This is a genomic window from Micromonospora sp. NPDC047740, from assembly GCF_043204735.1.
Taxonomy (GTDB): domain Bacteria; phylum Actinomycetota; class Actinomycetes; order Mycobacteriales; family Micromonosporaceae; genus Micromonospora.
In genome coordinates, this window is record NZ_JBIDCT010000030.1 from 34,510 (window position 1) to 50,863 (window position 16,354).

Annotated in this window: 17 protein-coding genes; 7 read left to right on the forward strand and 10 right to left on the reverse strand. The window is 73.1% G+C overall.

What is annotated here, in order from left to right:
* Positions 1–26: 26 nt before the first annotated feature.
* From ACGF4F_RS34800 to ACGF4F_RS34825, 6 genes are all read right to left on the reverse strand, one after another.
* On the reverse strand, positions 27–1,016 hold the full coding sequence (locus tag ACGF4F_RS34800) for an enediyne biosynthesis protein (protein ID WP_357445068.1): 990 nt from the start codon (positions 1,014–1,016) through the stop codon (positions 27–29).
* Positions 1,017–1,021: 5 nt separating this feature from the next.
* Positions 1,022–2,995: a CRTAC1 family protein gene (locus tag ACGF4F_RS34805; protein WP_393084444.1), complete on the reverse strand. Its 1,974-nt coding sequence runs from the start codon at positions 2,993–2,995 to the stop codon at positions 1,022–1,024.
* 3 nt (positions 2,996–2,998) lie between these two features.
* Positions 2,999–3,973: a DUF1702 family protein gene (locus tag ACGF4F_RS34810; RefSeq protein WP_393084447.1), complete on the reverse strand. Its 975-nt coding sequence runs from the start codon at positions 3,971–3,973 to the stop codon at positions 2,999–3,001.
* Between the two features lie 171 nt (positions 3,974–4,144).
* Positions 4,145–5,143 (reverse strand): DUF1702 family protein, encoded by a 999-nt coding sequence (locus tag ACGF4F_RS34815; RefSeq protein ID WP_393084450.1) that lies wholly within the window; start codon positions 5,141–5,143, stop codon positions 4,145–4,147.
* Between the two features lie 112 nt (positions 5,144–5,255).
* Positions 5,256–6,335: a carboxymuconolactone decarboxylase family protein gene (locus ACGF4F_RS34820; protein ID WP_357445056.1), complete on the reverse strand. Its 1,080-nt coding sequence runs from the start codon at positions 6,333–6,335 to the stop codon at positions 5,256–5,258.
* A gap of 281 nt (positions 6,336–6,616) precedes the next feature.
* Positions 6,617–7,729: a carboxymuconolactone decarboxylase family protein gene (locus ACGF4F_RS34825; protein ID WP_357445053.1), complete on the reverse strand. Its 1,113-nt coding sequence runs from the start codon at positions 7,727–7,729 to the stop codon at positions 6,617–6,619.
* 82 nt (positions 7,730–7,811) lie between these two features.
* Here ACGF4F_RS34825 and ACGF4F_RS34830 point away from each other — a divergent pair, with 82 nt between their 5' ends.
* Positions 7,812–8,273, forward strand: a complete 462-nt coding sequence (locus tag ACGF4F_RS34830; RefSeq protein ID WP_357445050.1) for a helix-turn-helix domain-containing protein — start codon at positions 7,812–7,814, stop codon at positions 8,271–8,273.
* A 43-nt stretch (positions 8,274–8,316) separates the two neighbouring features.
* Here the strand turns inward: ACGF4F_RS34830 and ACGF4F_RS34835 are convergent, their stop codons facing one another.
* Entirely contained in the window at positions 8,317–9,972 is a 1,656-nt protein-coding gene (locus ACGF4F_RS34835) for a GMC family oxidoreductase (RefSeq protein ID WP_357445047.1), read from the reverse strand.
* Entirely contained in the window at positions 9,969–10,499 is a 531-nt protein-coding gene (locus ACGF4F_RS34840; RefSeq protein ID WP_357445118.1) for a DUF5987 family protein, read from the reverse strand. Before ACGF4F_RS34840 ends, ACGF4F_RS34835 begins: the two co-directional genes overlap by 4 nt.
* A gap of 440 nt (positions 10,500–10,939) precedes the next feature.
* Between ACGF4F_RS34840 and ACGF4F_RS34845 the strand changes: the two genes are divergently transcribed.
* From ACGF4F_RS34845 to tsaA, 5 genes are all read left to right on the forward strand, one after another.
* On the forward strand, positions 10,940–11,536 hold the full coding sequence (locus ACGF4F_RS34845) for a hypothetical protein (RefSeq protein ID WP_357445044.1): 597 nt from the start codon (positions 10,940–10,942) through the stop codon (positions 11,534–11,536).
* A 40-nt stretch (positions 11,537–11,576) separates the two neighbouring features.
* Positions 11,577–12,149: a copper resistance CopC family protein gene (locus tag ACGF4F_RS34850; protein WP_393084456.1), complete on the forward strand. Its 573-nt coding sequence runs from the start codon at positions 11,577–11,579 to the stop codon at positions 12,147–12,149.
* A 30-nt stretch (positions 12,150–12,179) separates the two neighbouring features.
* Positions 12,180–12,983, forward strand: a complete 804-nt coding sequence (locus ACGF4F_RS34855; RefSeq protein ID WP_393084459.1) for a TIGR03084 family metal-binding protein — start codon at positions 12,180–12,182, stop codon at positions 12,981–12,983.
* Positions 12,984–13,060: 77 nt separating this feature from the next.
* Positions 13,061–13,519, forward strand: a complete 459-nt coding sequence (gene aroH, locus ACGF4F_RS34860; RefSeq protein WP_357445036.1) for a chorismate mutase — start codon at positions 13,061–13,063, stop codon at positions 13,517–13,519.
* Between the two features lie 55 nt (positions 13,520–13,574).
* Positions 13,575–14,006, forward strand: coding sequence for a tRNA (N6-threonylcarbamoyladenosine(37)-N6)-methyltransferase TrmO (gene tsaA / locus ACGF4F_RS34865; protein WP_357445033.1), 432 nt, complete (start codon positions 13,575–13,577; stop codon positions 14,004–14,006).
* A 35-nt stretch (positions 14,007–14,041) separates the two neighbouring features.
* Here the strand turns inward: tsaA and ACGF4F_RS34870 are convergent, their stop codons facing one another.
* Both ACGF4F_RS34870 and ACGF4F_RS34875 read right to left on the reverse strand, forming a co-directional pair.
* On the reverse strand, positions 14,042–14,671 hold the full coding sequence (locus tag ACGF4F_RS34870) for an MBL fold metallo-hydrolase (protein WP_357445030.1): 630 nt from the start codon (positions 14,669–14,671) through the stop codon (positions 14,042–14,044).
* On the reverse strand, positions 14,668–15,756 hold the full coding sequence (locus ACGF4F_RS34875) for an S-(hydroxymethyl)mycothiol dehydrogenase (protein ID WP_357445027.1): 1,089 nt from the start codon (positions 15,754–15,756) through the stop codon (positions 14,668–14,670). The genes ACGF4F_RS34870 and ACGF4F_RS34875 overlap by 4 nt, the downstream gene beginning before the upstream one ends.
* Positions 15,757–15,905: 149 nt before the next feature.
* Here ACGF4F_RS34875 and ACGF4F_RS34880 point away from each other — a divergent pair, with 149 nt between their 5' ends.
* Complete coding sequence (locus tag ACGF4F_RS34880) at positions 15,906–16,325, forward strand: hypothetical protein (RefSeq protein ID WP_387279017.1); 420 nt, start codon at positions 15,906–15,908, stop codon at positions 16,323–16,325.
* Positions 16,326–16,354 lie beyond the last annotated feature (29 nt).

Consider the following 16,354-nt stretch of genomic DNA (forward strand, 5'->3'; position numbering starts at 1 on the left):
CTGATGGTTCGCTCGCTGACGCTCGCTCATGCCAGCACCTCGCTTCGAGTCCCGTTGACGTTCGCCGCGGGCGCGGGCGAGACCGGCGCGTCCCGCAGGGCGGCCGGCGGCGTGTCGGCCCGCTCGCGGGCCTTGTTCACGAAGTGCAGCGACCAGTGGAAGATGCCCCGGCCGAGGCACACCAGCGCGGTGGCGAAGAAGATGCCGTACGCGATCCCCGCGCCGGTGAGGAAGGCGTACACGATCGCCACGCTGGCGCCGAAGAGGAACTGGGGCCAGGGCTTCGACGGGCTGGTGCCCGGGTCGGTGACCATGTAGTTGGTGAAGAGGACGAACGCGGTGCCGGTCATCATCGCCAGCGCGCCGGGGATGGAGGTGTCCAGGATCAGGCCCCGGACGACGGCCTGGAGCGCGAAGACGAGCACCCAGCCGAGGATCAGCCACATCCGCCCGGTGAGCTTTCCGTTGATCATGGTGCCGCCGACGATGATCAGGGCGGGCAGCGCCCAGTCCAGCGGCCCCGAGATGTGCTCGGTGAAGTGGTACGGCGGGGCGATGCTGGCCCACGGGAAGACCAGCAGGATCACGGTGATGCCGAAGTTCGACGGGTTCATGTAGTGCCGCATCCGCCCGCGTACCGGTGCCTGGAGCACCCACTTGGCGCCGATGGCGACGCAGACCCCGAAGATCAGCGCGATGATCTGGTCGTTGACGTAGATCAGCATGTTCATCGCGAGGCTGGTGATGTGGGCCGGGTAGAGGAACTCGACGAGCCCGCGGAAGCCGTTGCCGGTGAACCGGGGGCGGCGTCCCTCGGCGCGGGCGCCGATCACCTCGAGCACGATCTCCAGGGAGTAGCCGGTGGCCAGGGCCACGAACGGCCAGACGAAGGGCTGCTCGAATCCCAGCAGGGTGTAGCCGACGATGTTGAACACCGTGATCGAGATGGCGAAGTTGCGCAGAGCCTTGATGACCTTCGGGTCATGACGAGGCGCGCCGATCGTGGTCGCGGCCATCAACGTCACCTTTCCTGAGCCTGGGAGCCGAGCTGGATGTCGTGCCAGCCCGGGGACAACTGAAGCTTCTGTTCGTGGGTCCGGCCGTCCCGGTCGCGCCAGTTCAGCTGCACGCTGACCGGGCCGGAGGCGTCCTTGCCGAGGCCGATGTGGGCCTCGTTGCTGCGCTTGCCGGAGTGCCCGCTGCCGCCGTCCACCCGGGTGATGAAGGTGCGGCCGTCGGAGGTGGTGACGGTCACCTGGGCGCCCACGGCGGGAGATCCGGAGACCGGCCGGCCGGCGCTGGTCTGGCCGGCGTCCGCCGCCGGCTCGTGGGTCAGGCGCAGCCCGAGGAACGCCCCGACGGACGGGCTGTCGTTGTGGTAGAACACCGGCTCGTCCCACTGTCGGGCGACGGCGAAGTCCAACCGGCCGTCGCCGTCGGCGTCGCCGGTGGCGATGCCCCGGGTCGGCACGGGGATCGCCAGGCCGAGCTCCCCGGCCAGGTCGACGTACCGGCCGTCGCGTCCCTTGGCGAAGAAGTGCAGCCGCTGGCTGCCGCCGATGTCGTCACCCGACTTGACGTGCGGCCACCACAGCGGGTTGTCCAGCAGGTCGTCGTTGGCCGTGGCCAGCTCCTGCAGCTGCGGCCAGCGGTTGACGTCGCCCTTGACGAAGCCGGTCGCCTGCGCCACCACGAGCTGTCCGCTGTTGTTGAAGTCGGCCATCTTGACGTCCCAGCCCCAGCCGGACCAGGCCAGCCCGAGCGGTGCGCTGCGGTCGTCGAACGGGGCTCGACCGGCGGTCAACTGCCGGCGCAGGTCCTCCCGGTCCTTGGCCGAGCCGATGAACGCGAAGTGGCTCTCCTCGATGCCGAACGAGGTGGTGATGTTGCTGACGAACAGGTCGTACAGTCCGTCGCCGTCGAGGTCGCCGTAGTCGATGCCCATGCCCTTGAACGAGTCGAGCCCGACCCGCTTGGACTTGGGCACCACCGCGCTGCTGCGGGCGCTCTGGACCAGCTCGAAGGCGATCTTGCCGGGGACCGAGCGGTTGTGCAGGAGCCGGTCCGGGCCGAAGTCGTGCGCGAGGTACAGCTCCGGCAGCAGGTCGCCGTCGAGGTCGTTGGCCCCGGCGGCCAGCGCCCAGCCCTTCGACACGTCCCGGGGCAGGACGTTGTCGACCTTCTGGAAGGTGGCGGTCGGCCGCGGCCCGGCGGTCGCGCCGGTCCAGCGGAAGAAGTAGTCCTCGCCGCCGTTGAGGCCGTTGGACATGGAGTGATTCATCTCGACGCCGCCGAAGACGGTGTCGTCGAGCACCGGGCCGTGCGGGAAGTAGTTGGCGACGAAGATGTCCACGTGGCCGTCACCGTCGAAGTCGTCGACGGCGACCGCGTTGGTGTTCCACTGCGGCTCGGTGTATTCGGTGGTCGACCCGGGCACCAGCTCGGTCGGCTGGTAGGCGTCCATCGACAGCGCCCGGGCGTCGGAGCGGGCGAGGTAGAGGATCGGCGTCCGGCCCCAGAAGTAGACGAGGAGGTCCATCCGGCCGTCCTCGTTGAAGTCGCCCGGGACGCAACCCATCGGCGCCATCGCCTTCTTCATCGGCAGCGGCTCCGGCCGCAAGGCGAACGGGGCGTAGCGGTCGCTGCGGGCGCCCGGCGTCGGGGTGACCGTCACCTGGTCGGTACGCGGGTCGGTCACGCACAGGTCGTTGGCCAGCCCGTCGCCGTCCAGGTCGTTCATGGCGATGGCCGAGCCGACCGAGGAGATCCAGGCGTCGATGTTGCGGTACCGCTGGTTGACCTTCCGGATGCTCTGCTGGGGGAAGCCACCCGGCAGGGCGATGGCCGTGGGGGTGAAGGCGAAGCCGTCCGCCAGCTGCGCCCGCTCCGCCGCGGAGGCGCTGGGCAGGCGGGACGCAAAGAACAGGCTCACCACGAGGATGAGGGCGACGACCCCGGCGAGGTGCCGACGAAGCCAGCCGACTGTCATGGACATGTGTCAGTTCCTCCCGATGGCCACGAGGTCGTTGGCGACACGCTGTCGCCAGAGTTCGTACGCCGGTAGCTGGTCGCCGTCCGGTCCCTCCGGGCGGCGCTGGTCGGTCAGCGCGGACGCTTCCGCGGGCGTCATGCCGCACAGGACGGCGGTGCCGGTGGTCACGTGGGGCACGACCAGGCCGGCCCGGACCCGCGCGGCGGCCGCGAAGGCGCTGCCCTGGGCCACCTGCGGGCGGTAGCGGCCGGCGCGGCGCAGGAAGGACCGCAGCTCGTCCTCGTCGGCCCCGCCGGCGTAGGTGGCAGCCAGGCCGGCACCGCTCCACAGATCCGCCCGCCGGTGCTCGGGGAAGCCGTCGATGGTGTCGGCCACCCGGTCCGCCGCAGTGCCGCAGACGAACCACAGGGCCCGGCCGATGCCCTGGTCGACGGCCCGGTTCACATAGGACCGTGGCCCGCCGGCGGGCCACGGGAACGCGGGTTCCTGGTAGTGGGCCCGGACGTACCGGTCGGTCTTGAAGTACGCCTGGTGGAATCCGTAGCCGTCGAGAGCCAGCCAGCGCAGTAGCGGGTCCGGCATCGCCAGCCGGCCGAACCGGAAGCGCGGGACCCGCGCCATGGCCCAGCCGATCCCGACGTAGGCCATGTAGACGTGTTTGTCGGCGGCGCCGGCGAGGAAGCGCGACACGTTCGTCGACCCGCCGAAGGGCAGGGCGTCGAGAACGGCGAAGCCCATCGTCGCGCCCTCGTAGGCGAACCCCCGAAAACGATTGGGAATACCTTCCAGCCGACGGACGGCGTCGTCGTGCCTTGCCGCCTCGACAGCGAATGCGTAACCGGCGAGAAAGGTTTGACCGATGGTTTCCAGCAATTCCCGGGAAGCCGGGTTCTTCACGTGGAATCCACGCACGTCAAGCCTGGTCTCGGAGACGTTCGGCGTGAGAATTCGGCGCCGGAGCGCGCGCGTGTGACTGGTCAAAGCGCCCCCAGGGGATATCACCAACGGTCATTCCGACAGGTCTGAATGGATTTTGCCAGCCACCCGACGGGACTTCTTCTTCTAAGATGCGAAGGGCCGCCAGCAGCACGAATCAACAATTTTGCGGGTAGCTTGATCGCAATTTCACGACCAATCGACGCGACGTCTGAGTCAGCGCACCGGCCCGGCCGACCGCAGGTCCCGGCAGCGCTGCCGGATCCGCTGCCGCCACGTCTCGTACGGTGGCACGTCGCCGCTGCCGCGCAGGTCGTCCGCCACGTCGTCGGCGAGGACCGCCGCGTCCCGTACCGACATGCCGGCCAGCACTTCGGTGGCGGCCTCCGAGTGCCCGGGGACGGTGCCGCTGAACGCCCGGGCCTTCGCGGCGAAGACCGCGCCCAGGGCGAGCTCGGGCCACTCTTCCCCGGCCGCCTCGCGGAGCCGGACCAGCTCCTCCCGACCGCAGCCGCCGGCGAAGACGGCGGCGAGCCCCACCCCGCTCCACAGATCCGGGCGGCGGTCGACGGCGAAGCGACGCACCGCGGCGTCCACGTCCGCCGGCCGGGCGGAGTGGACGAACCAGAGCGCCCGGCCGATGCCCTGGTCGACCGCACGCGGGAAGTAGCCGGCGAACCCCTGCCAGGGATAGGACTTCGGGCGCTCCTGTGTGTCCACGATCCGCCCGGTGTCGAAGTACGCCCGGTCGAAGCCGTACCCGTCCACCGCCAGCCAGCTCATCGTCGGGTGGTACGGCATGCCGGGCAGGTCCGGCAGGACGGTCCGCCACAGCGGGCGCGGCAGCCGGGCCATCGCGAAGCCGATGCCGATGTAGGCGAGGAAGATGTGCGGCCGCCCCGGGCCGAGCAGCAGTTCCCGGGTACGCGTGCCGCGCCCACCGCGCATCGCGTCCAGGACGGTGCAGGCCATCGTGGCCCCCTCGTAGGCGAAGCCCCGCATGGCCGGCTCGACCAGCTCCAACCGGCGCTCCAGCTCCCACTGGTCACGCGCGTCGATCCCCCACTCGAAGCCGCAGACGACGGACTGTGGCACGGCCTCCAGCCAGTGGGTGGCGGCGAGGTGCGGGCCGGGGAAGCCCCGGCGGGCGAAGCCCACCTCCGCCAGCGACGGCGCCAGCACGAGGCGGCGCAGGGCACCCAGAACGGTCGACATGGTTCCTCCAGCGGGTGTGGGTCGTCTGGGGCGGGTGCCTCAGAAGCTCGGGGCGGCAGGGCGCGGCGGAGGGTTCGGTGGTGGCCTGCCGGGAGCGGTCGCACCGGGCCGTTCAGCCCCCGGCGGGCCCCGACTGGGCCGGCACGTAGCGGGCACCGATCCGGCGGGCGACGGCGTAGCTGGCCCAGGCCGCCGCCTCGACCAGGCGCCGGTCATCGGGGTCGTGGCGCCGGAAGTCCTCCACCACGCTCTCGTCCACCTGATGGGAGGCGAGAGCGGTGAGCAGGGCCAGACGCGCGGCGGCCCGCTCCGCCGCGGGCAGCCGGGCGACCAGGTCCTCGCACCACTGCCGGCTCAGCCCGGTCTCCTCGCCCCGCCAGTCCGCCAGCCGGGTGTGCACCAGCGCCCGGACCTCGGGCGACAGCGCCCGCTCACCGGCCGCCTCCAGCGCCGCGTACGCCCGGGAAACCGCCTCGGCCACCACGTGGTTCCCGGCGGCCCAGCCGGCGTCCACCGGCAGCGCGGCGGCCGGCAGCAGCGACAGCGACCGGCCCGGCGGGAACGCGCCGCGCAGGGTGGGGCTGAGCAGGTGACTGATGCCCTGCTTGGCCCGCCGGCGGGCGGCCGGCGACAGTCGCGGCGGCAGCAGGAAGCTGGCGAGGAAGACGTTGACCATCCGGGTCAGGTAGTGGAAGGCGACCATCACCCCCACCAGCTCGGGACGCTCGGCCTCGGTGAACACGGCTCCCGACGGCATCGGCGCATCCAGCAGGTGCGCCTCGCGAGCCCAGCCGGCCAGCCGCCGGAGGCGCTCGTCGCGCACGTCGTCCAGCCGGTCGGTGGCGATCGCCTCCGCGTCGTCGGGGCCGGCCAGGCCGTACATGTTGGTGCTGTGCATGTCCAGGCAGTACGGGCAGATGTTCGCCACCGACACGGCGGAGGCCACGGCCTCCTTCGCCGACCGGTCCACCGCGCCGCCGGTGGTCAGCGGCTCCCGCATCAGCATCCAGTACGCCGCGGTGGCCGGCGGCGACGGCGAGTGCAGCAGCACCGGTGGGACCACCAGACGCATCTCCCCCGCCACCTGGTCGTACACCTCGGCGACGATGCCCTTGGCGGACTCCCGCGGGACCGGCTTGACGTACTTGACCTGACGCTGGACGACCGATGAAACGACCCGGCTGGCGAGCACTCCGCCTCCATGGTTGTGCTGACGTGGGCCGGGACCGGAGTCCGACTCGTCCCGGCCCTGGCGGGACGGTGTCCCGGCCGGGTCGGAGCGGAGGTCCGGTCCCCTCCGGCAGGCCGGTCGTGGTCGGCTCCCTCGAGCCCCCGACCGGCGGCCACCGCCCCGGAACGGCGGGACTGGTGCCAGAATGACCGACCGCACCGAGGTGGCAGAACTCCGAGAGTGCGAACCTGAGCCGCCGCGGCGGGCCGGCGTCGCGACCCGTGCCGACCCGGCACGCCGGCTCACCGCTCGGCGGGCTGGCCCGGGGTCCCACTCCCGGTGGCCGGGCCGGTGCCGGCCCACATCCAGGCGCCGATCCGGCGGGCCGCGGTGAGGCTGGCCCAGGAGGTCGCCGCGATCAGCCCCCGGTCGTCCAGGCCGGCCCCTCGCGCGTCGTCGATCACCGACGCGTCCACCTGATAGGAGGCGAGGGCCGCGAGCAGAGCCAACCGCGCGACCGGCCGCTGCGCCGCCGGCAGGTCGGCGACGGCCGCCCGGGTCCAGGACCGGCTCGGGCCGAGCGGCCGACCGTCCCACCGGCTCACCTCGGCCACCACCCGGTCCCGCACCTGCGGGGCGAGCGCCCGGGCACCGGCGGCCTCGATGGCCGCCCCGGCACGGGCGAAGGCGTCCGCCACGGGCGCGGAACCCCGCGCCCAGCCGAGATCCGGCGGGAGGGCGGCCGCCGGCAGCTGGCCCCGCGCGGCACCGGCGGCGCGGGCCGTCCGGCCGGTGTGCCGCATCACCGTACGCAGCAGCCGGCGCAACGCCGACCGCACGGCGACCGGCGCCGCCGTCGGCAGCGGTGAGTCGTCCAGGAAGATGTTCACCATGCGGTTGATGTAGTGGAAGGTCACCGCGACGCCGATCACCTCCGGCGCCTGCGCCGGCCCGAACGGGGGCGCGGGGCGGTCGGACGACTCACGGGCCCCGCTGTGCCGGGCCCAGGTCGCCATCCGGCGCATTTCGGGGTCGGTGACGAGGTCGACCCGGTCCCGCGCGACCGCCGTGGCGTCCGGACCGCCGGCCAGGGCGTCCAGGGTCGTGCCGTGCACCTCCACGCAGTACGGACACCGGTTGGCGACGGAGACGGCTGCCGCCACCGCCTCCTTGACCCCCCGGTCCACCCGTCCGGTGGCGACCAGGGTCTCGCGCAGCATCGCCCAGCAGGCCGCGAGCGCGTCCGGCTCGGGCGAGTGCAGCACCACCGGCGGTGCGAGTACGCCGAAGTCCCGCTCGACCTGGTCGTAGAGCGCGGCCACCGGTGGCGGGGCCGCCGCCGGTGCCACCGGTGTCACGTACCGGATCTCCACTATCGACCGGCGCACGGCCGTCCTGAGCAGCCAGCCTCGCACAGTCCACTCCCTCGTCCCGGACGGCGCCGCCCGGCGGTCCGTCATCATCGGTCGATGTCGACGCGGTCACTAAGATGACCGGATGTACAACCGGATCTACGCCGACCAGACCTGTTCGATCGCCCGTTCTCTCGACGTGGTCGGCGAGCGGTGGAGCCTGCTGATCGTCCGCGAGGCGCTGGTCGGCGCGACCCGCTTCGACGTGTTCCTGCGCAACCTCGGAATCGCCCGCAACGTGCTGGCCGACCGGCTCGGCACCCTGGTAGACGGGGGCGTGCTGCAGCGGGTGCCCTACCAGGAACGCCCGCTGCGGCACGAGTACCACCTCACCGACCGTGGCCGGGAGCTGGTGCCCGTGATCCTGGCCCTGATGCAGTGGGGGGACCGGCATTTCGCCGGCCCGGCCGGCGCGCCCCGGATCGCCGAACACGACGGCTGCGGGGGCGCGGCCCAGGCCGTGATGCACTGCGTCGAGTGCGACCGGCCACTCACCCCCGCGGAGGTGACCACCCGTCCCAACCCGGATCATGTCCCGCCCCGGTGACGCCGGTCCGCCGCGGCGGCCCGGGCGACGGCGCGCCACCCGCTCAGTTCGCGGTGTGGCCGGCCACCAGGGGCAGGACCCCGCGCCGACCCGCCGTGCCGCCGTCCGGCGACGGAGCGCCGTAGCGGACCTGCACACCCCGCTCCTGGGCCGCCCGCACGATGGCCGGCACCGCGCGTTCGGCGAGCGCCGCGATGGTCATGGCCGGATTGACGGTGAGGGCGCCCGGTACGGCGGATCCGTCGGTCACGAAGATGCCGGGGTGGTCGCGCAGCTCGTGCCGGTCGTCCAGGGCGGAGGTGGCCGGGTCGTCCCCGATCCGGCAGGAGGCCAGCGGGTGCACGGTGTAGGCGCCCACCACCTCGTTGGTCCACGGCATCACCCGGGACAGCCCGTCGCGTTCGAGGATGTCCCGCACCGCCGCGTCCGACTCGGCCCAGCCGCGCAGCGTGTTGGGCGTCGGCCGGTAGCGCAGCGCCCCCCGGCCGAGCATCTGCTGGGACAGCCGCTGCGAGTTGCCGGACTCCGGGGGCGGCCCGAACACCCCCTCGTTGTCGTCCTCGCTCATCGTGAAGATGGTCAGCCAGGACCGCCAGCGGCGGAGCAGTTCCTTCTTCTCCGCGCCGAACCAGGTGGGGCCAACGGCGTCCGGCACCTGGGCGAGGATGGTGCCGAAGCCCGGCGGGAAGTACAGCTGCTCCAGCGAGAAGCGGGTGTACTCGGCCAGTGACCCGTCCAACTTGTCCCAGCTGGCCACGCACGGCCCCTTGCCGATCTGGTAGCCCTCGTACGGCACGCCGTCGGCCCGGGACAGGCCGAGCACGTCGCGCACCCGGTCCTCGTCGAAGACGGCCGTGTTGAGCCGTTCCCCGTTGCCGGAGAAGTACCGACCGACGGCCGACGGCATCGGCCCGAGGTGCGGCTCGGAACGTTGCAGGATCACCGGCGTGGCGCCCGCACCGGCGGCGAGCACGACGACCCGGGCGTCGATCGCCCCGGCGCCCACCTCGACCCGGTAGTCGACCTCGTCCAGGACGCGGTAGTGCACCCGGTAGCCGCCGTCGTCGGTGCGGGCCAGGTACTGCACCTCGTGCATCGGCCTGATCTGCGCGCCGTGGGCCAGGGCGGCCGGGAGGTAGTTCAGCAGCAGAGACCGCTTCGCGTCGAAGCGGCACCCGGACATCATCCAGTTGCAGTTGGTGCAGCGCTCCCGGTCGATGGCGACCGGGACCGGGTTGGCGGTCCGACCGGCATGGGCGCAGGCCGCGCCGAACAGCCCGCCGGAGTACGGCACGTCCGTCCAGGTCTGCTGGCTGACCGGCAACGCCTCGGCGACCCGGTCGTACCAGGGGTCAAGGGTGTCCCGGGAGATGGCGGCGGGCCACATGCGACGGCCGATGCTGCCCTGCCGGTCGAAGACGAAGCGGGGCGCGCGGGGCATGGCGGCGAAGTAGACGACGCTGCCGCCGCCGACGCAGTTGCCGCTGAGCACGCTCATCCCGTCGCCGATGACGAAGTCGAACACCCGGGTCGAGGACGAGCCGAACTTGAAGTCCTGGTCGAACTCCTCGCCCTGCAGCCACGGGCCCCGTTCCAGCACGACCACCCGGGCGCCGCCGGCGGCCAGGTGGTACGCGGTGATCGCGCCGCCGAAGCCGCTGCCGATCACGAGGACGTCGGTCTTCTCGGTAACCGTCATGCCGGGCTCCCTGAGGGGGTCGTGTCGGGGTGCGGACGGGCGAGCACCCGGCCGTAGGAGTACTCCGGGAACCGCCAGATCCCGTCCCGGTCGGGTGGGTAGTAGCCGAGGGTGGCCAGACCGGGGTGGCCGGCGGCGAGCGCATCGGTGGTGTGCAGGTGCGCGGCGGCGTCGAAGGCGATCGTGCTGAACATGGCCAGGCTCACCCAGGCCTCCCGCTCGGGGTGGTCCGCGCCGGTCAGCTCCTGCACCAACGCCACCCGGTCGGGGTAGGCGAGCGCCACGAACGGCGGTACGTCCGCTTCGGGCGTCAGCCGGTGCTCCTCGGCGTACCGGCGGGCGTGGCCATTGAGCGCCTCGGCCAGGCCGTCCAGGGCCGGGGCCATCCCGCCTTCCGGAGTGCGCAGCACGTCCACCGCGCCCGACGCGACCGCGCCGCCGCCGGCGGAAACCCCGGCGACGCTGCGATCGTCGGGCGAGCGCTTCTCGCCGGGCAGGATCGTGTCGGCGAACGCCTCCAACGTCATCGTCACTGCCGGGTCGGCATCAGGGGTAGTCGGTTGCACTGGCGTGTCTCCTGTCGTCGGTGAGGAGCACTGGTCGGGAGCCGGCACCGGGTCCGGCGGCAGCGGACGCCGCCCGGCTGCGAGACCCGTCCCGTGGGAGTGCCGGCGGCACGCCGGCCCGGTCCGCCGCGCGCCGGGACGGACCGACAACGGCCGCCCGGTCCCGGCCAGCCGGGGCTCCGCACCGGCCGGGTGGCGCTGGCCCGGTACGGGCGGTCCTATCGTCCGAATCGCCGTCCAGACGCCGCATCTTCCCAGTTGCTAACCAGAACCGAGCAGTTCAAAGCGGTGTGAGGCAGCTCAGCCGGCGCTCCGCCGAACTGCGCAACATCGAAGAGCATGGCGGTCCCGGACGCCGTTAGCGTGGCTGGTGCAGCCCAGTCACACGGATGGAGACAGTCATGCGCGTCCATGAGGCAGAGCGCGGCCGAGGCCTCGTCGCCCGGATCAACGGCCGGTACCACCAGACGGCGCTCCGGCTCTACCTGCTCGTCGTCGTGGCGCACTGGGCCGAGCACCTGGTGCAGGCCTACCAGATCTGGGTGCTGGGCAAACCCCGGCCGGCGGCCCGCGGTGTGCTCGGCCAGTTCTACCCCTGGCTGGTCACCTCGGAGTGGCTCCACTACGGCTACGCCCTGCTCATGCTCGTGGGCCTGTTCCTGCTGCGACCGGGCTTCGTGGGGCGGGCCCGCACCTGGTGGACGGTCTCGCTCGCCCTGCAGTTCTGGCACCACATCGAGCACGCCCTGCTGTTCATCCAGGCACAGACCGGCGCCTACCTCTTCGGCGCGAAGGTGCCGACCAGCATCCTGCAGCTGGTCCTGCCGAGGGTGGAGCTGCACCTGTTCTACAACTCGGTGGTCTTCGTCCCGATGGTGGTCGCGATGTACCTGCACCTGCGGCCCAGCCCGGCCGAGAGCGCGGCCATGTCCTGCGCGTGCGCGGCGAGCCACCGCCCGTACCGCGAGCCGATGCCGTCCTCGCCGATGCCCGCCTGAGATGGCCGGCCGTCACCTGATCCGGGCAGTGGTTCCGGCCGTGCTCACCGTCGCGCTCGCCGTGCCGGCCGCGCCCGCGGCGGCGTCGGGCGGGGACGACGCCACGGCCAGCGTACCGGCCGACGGGGCCGCCCTGCCCGCCGCGCCGACGCAGGTGGAGCTGACCTTCTCCCGGCCCCCCGTCGCGGCCCGCTCGCACCTGGCCGTCGTCACCGAAGACGGCCGGCGGGTGAACCCGTCCGACACGCCGACCGCCGCCGGGCGCCGGCTCGTCCAGGCCGTCTCGATCCAGCGGCCCGGTGTCTTCACCATCGCGTACCACGTGGAGTTCGCCGACGGCGGCGAGGCGCAGGGCAGCCGGCGCTTCAGCGTCGGCACCGGAGCACCACCCCCGGCCGCACCGGTGCCGGCGGAGGCGGCGGCGGTGTCGGAACACCAGCACGGCGTCGACCCGGTCAGCGCGGTGCTGCTGGTGGTCGACGGCCTGGTGGTCCTGGGCGCAGTGACGATGCTGCTGCGGACCCGCCGGCCACGGCACGCCGGACCGGACCCGTCCGCCCTGCCCGGGCCGTCCGCCACCCATCCCGGACCCGGCATCCGGCCGGTTCCCTGACCAGCGCCCGACCGATCGAGAGGAAGACCCGTGACCGCACAACCCGATGTGTACGCCCAGCTGACGGCCGAGGGCCAGGACGTGGACAGGTTGGTGGCCGACCTGGACGCCGCCGGGTGGGAGCGCCCGACGCCGGCGCCCGGCTGGACCATCGCCCACCAGATCGCCCACCTGGCGGCCACCTTCCGGATGGCCGAGCTGGCGGTCAGCGACCCGGACGCCTTCACCCGGCTCACCTCCGGGCTCAGCGCCGACTTCAACGCGAACGTCCAGCACGCCCTGGCCGGCTACCTGGCCGAGCCGCCGGAGGTGCTGCTCAAGCGCTGGCGGGCCGAGCGGGCGGCGGTGGACGACGCGCTGACCGCGACGCCGCCCGGGCAGCTGGTGCCGTGGCTGGTCCGCCCGCTGCCGGCGGCGGTCCTCGCCGCGGCCGGCATGATGGAACTCTTCGCCCATGGTCAGGACATCGCCGACGGGCTGGGCGTGCGCCGGCAGTACGGCGACCGGATCCGGTATCTGGTCGAGTTCGTGGTCCGGACCTGGGACTTCGGCTACCAGTCCCGCGGCCTGGCCGTACCCGACGTGCAGCTGCGGTTCGAGGTGACCGGGCCCTCGGGAGCATCCTGGACGTTCGGTCCGGCCGAGTCCGGCGAGCGGATCAGCGGGCCGGCCGTCGACCTCTGCCTCCTGGCGACCCGTCGTCGCCACCGGGATGACCTGGCGCTCACCGCGACCGGCGCCGAGGCGGACCGCTGGCTCGACATCGCCCAGGCCTATCGTGGCCCCGCCGGCGCCGGGCGGCAGCCGGGACAGTTCGCCGGCGCGACGGCCTAGGCAGGGCCGGTCACCAGCCGGCGAACCGACCGCGCGGCCGTCGCCGACGGCGGCCGCGCCCGAGCGGAGGTACCCAGATGCGGCCGGGACAGCGGATCCGACACCGGGCCGGGCCGCCCGCAGTCGTCCGGGCGGTGCGCGGTGCCGTCCAGGTGGAGCGGGACGACCCCGAGGTCGTCGACACGCAGACGCAGTTGCTCCTCACCGAGGTGATGCGCCGCAACGGCCTGACCGCCGCCGATGTCATCAGCATCCTGTTCACCGCGACACCCGACCTGGTGAGCTGCTTCCCCGCGGTGGCCGCCCGCCGGCTCGGACTCACCGACGTGCCGCTGCTGTGCGCCACCGAGATCGCCGTGCCCGGCGCCCTGCCGCGGGTGGTCCGGTTGCTGGCACACGTCGTCACCGCCCGGCCGGCGTCGACCCTGTCGCACGTCTATCTGAACGGCGCCGCCCGGCTGCGCCCCGACCTGTCCCCCGCCGAGGAGGTCCGCTCCGACCCGAACCGGCCCGGCGGCCCCGTCGCCGGCGGGTAGGGGTGACCCGGCGGCGCGCCTCGTCATCGGGCCCACCCTGTGCGACGTTGTACGGATGCAGACTCATCCGTCCGGCCCGGAGGCCGCGTCGTACGCGCTGCGGCCCGTCGGCCGGGTCGAGTCCCCGCTGACCGATCCGGCGCTGGCGCCGAAGCAGGGCGACGAGGGAGCGCCGGAGGCGTGGCTGGTCTTCGACGAGACGTACGCCCCGGCGCTGCGCGGCCTGGGGCCCGGTGCGGACCTGCTGGTGCTGACCTGGCTGGACCGGGCGCAGCGGGACGTGCTCGTGGTGCACCCACGGGACGACCGGTCCCGGCCGGAGACCGGGGTGTTCGGCACCCGCTCGCCGCACCGCCCGAACCCGATCGGACTGCACCGGGTACGGGTGCGCGAGGTGGCCGGCCTGCGGGTGCGGGTGGCCGACCTCGAAGCGGTGGACGGCACCCCGGTACTCGACCTCAAGCCGGTGCTGGACGGCGAGCGCTGAGCCCGACCGGGTCGGCGACCCGGCCGGGCGGTGGTTCAGTGACCCCGAGCGATCCACTCGGCGACGTGCGGTGCCTCGGCGCCGATGGTGGTGTCGTCGCCGTGTCCGGTGTGGACCACGGTTTCCGGCGGCAGTGTGAGCAGCCGGGTCCGGATCGAATCGATGATGGTACCGAAGTCGCTGTAGGAGCGGCCGGTGGCGCCGGGCCCGCCCGCGAAGAGGGTGTCGCCGGTGAAGACGGCGCCGAGGTCGGGGGCGTGCAGGCTGCACGCGCCCGGGCTGTGCCCGGGGGTGTGCAGCACCCGCAGCGTGCTGCCGCCGACCGCCACCGTCTGGCCGTCGGTCAGCTCCCCGTCGGGTGGCGTGTCCGGGTGGACCTGGTCCCAGAGCACCCGGTCGGCGGGGTGCAGCAGCACCGGAGCGCCGGTGACCCGGGCCAGCTCGGGCGCGACCCGGACATGGTCGTCGTGAGCGTGGGTGGCCAGGATGGCGACCACCCGGCGGTCGCCGACGACCTTGCGGATGGCGGCCACGTCGTGCGGGGCGTCGACGACGACGCACTCGGCATCGTCGCCGATCACCCAGACGTTGTTGTCGACGTCGAAGGTCTGCCCGTCGAGGGAGAACGTGCCGGAGGTGACGGTGTGGTCGACGCGGGCGGTCACGGGAACACCACCACCGAGCGGAGCACGTCGCCGTGGTGCATCCGGGTGAACGCCTCCTCGACCTGGTCGAGGGCGATCTCCTCGGTGACGAACGCGTCCAGGTCGAGACGGCCCTGCCGGTACAGCTCGGTGAGCATCGGGAAGTCCCGGCTGGGCAGGCAGTCGCCGTACCAGCTGGACTTGAGCGCCCCGCCCCGGCCGAAGACATCCAGCAGCGGCAGCTCGATCTTCATCTCCGGGGTGGGTACGCCCACCAGCACGACCGTGCCGGCCAGGTCCCGGGCGTAGAAGGCCTGCTTCCAGGTCTCCGGGCGGCCCACCGCGTCGATGACCACGTCGGCGCCGAACCCGCCGGTGGCGGCGCGGATCGCCTCGACCGGGTCGTCCTCCGAGGCGTTGACCGTGTGGGTGGCGCCGAACCTGCGGGCCCAGTCGAGCTTGCGGGAGTCGGTGTCCACCGCGATGATCGTGGTCGCCCCGGCCAGGGCCGCCCCGGCGACCGCCGCATCGCCGACGCCGCCGCAGCCGATCACCGCGACCGAGTCGCCGCGGGTCACCTGACCGGTGTTCATCGCCGCGCCGAGGCCGGCCATCACGCCGCAGCCGAGCAGACCGACGGCGGCGGGTCGGGCGGCCGGGTCGACCTTGGTGCACTGCCCGGCGTGGACCAGGGTCTTCTCGGCGAACGCGCCGATGCCGAGGGCGGGGGCGAGCTCGGTGCCGTCGGTGAGAGTCATCTTCTGGGCGGCGTTGTGGGTGTTGAAGCAGTACCAGGGACGGCCCCGGCGGCAGGCCCGGCACACCCCGCAGACCGCCCGCCAGTTGAGCACCACGAAGTCGCCGGGGGCCACCCCGGTGACCCCCGCCCCCACCTGCTCGACCACACCGGCGGCCTCGTGCCCGAGCAGGAACGGGTACTCGTCGGTGATGCCGCCCTCGCGGTAGTGCAGGTCGGTGTGGCACACCCCGCACGACTGGACGCGGACCACCGCCTCGCCCGGCCCCGGGTCGGGCACCACGATGGTGGTGACCTCCACCGGCGCGCCCTTGCGCCGCGACACGACTCCCCGGACTTCCTGGCTCACGGGCCCCTCCTGCGGTCGGTATGCGATCACGTCCCTGGAGCGAACCTACCGCCCGATCACATCACCGGCTCGCCGCTGTGGGGCGGGTTATCCCGCGCGTCGCGGGGTACGCGGGGGCCCGGGCTTCTCCGGCACTGACGGGAGTGATCATGAAGCTGACGCATGCGCCGCTGCGGGTCGCCATCGGCGCGTTCATCCTGAATTCCGGGCTCAGCAAGCGGAGCCTGGAGGGCGAGGCCGCCGCGGGCATGCACGGCATGGCGGTCGGCGCGATCCCGCAGCTGCAGCAGTTCGCGCCGGACCAGTTCGCCAAGCTGCTGTCCCGGGCCGAGCTGGCCCTGGGCGCCGCGCTGCTCGTCCCGTTCGTGCCGTCGTTGCTGGCGGGTGCGGGGCTGACCGCGTTCGGCGCCGGCCTGGTGCAGCTCTACCTGAAGACGCCGGGCATGCGGGAGCAGAACAGCCTGCGACCGACCCAGGCGGGGATCGGCCTGGCCAAGGACGTCTGGCTGGTCGGCGCCGGGCTGACCCTGGTGCTGGACGCGCTGACCCACCGCCGCAAGCACCTCTGAGGCACTCCGCGCGCTCGACGGTACTCGCG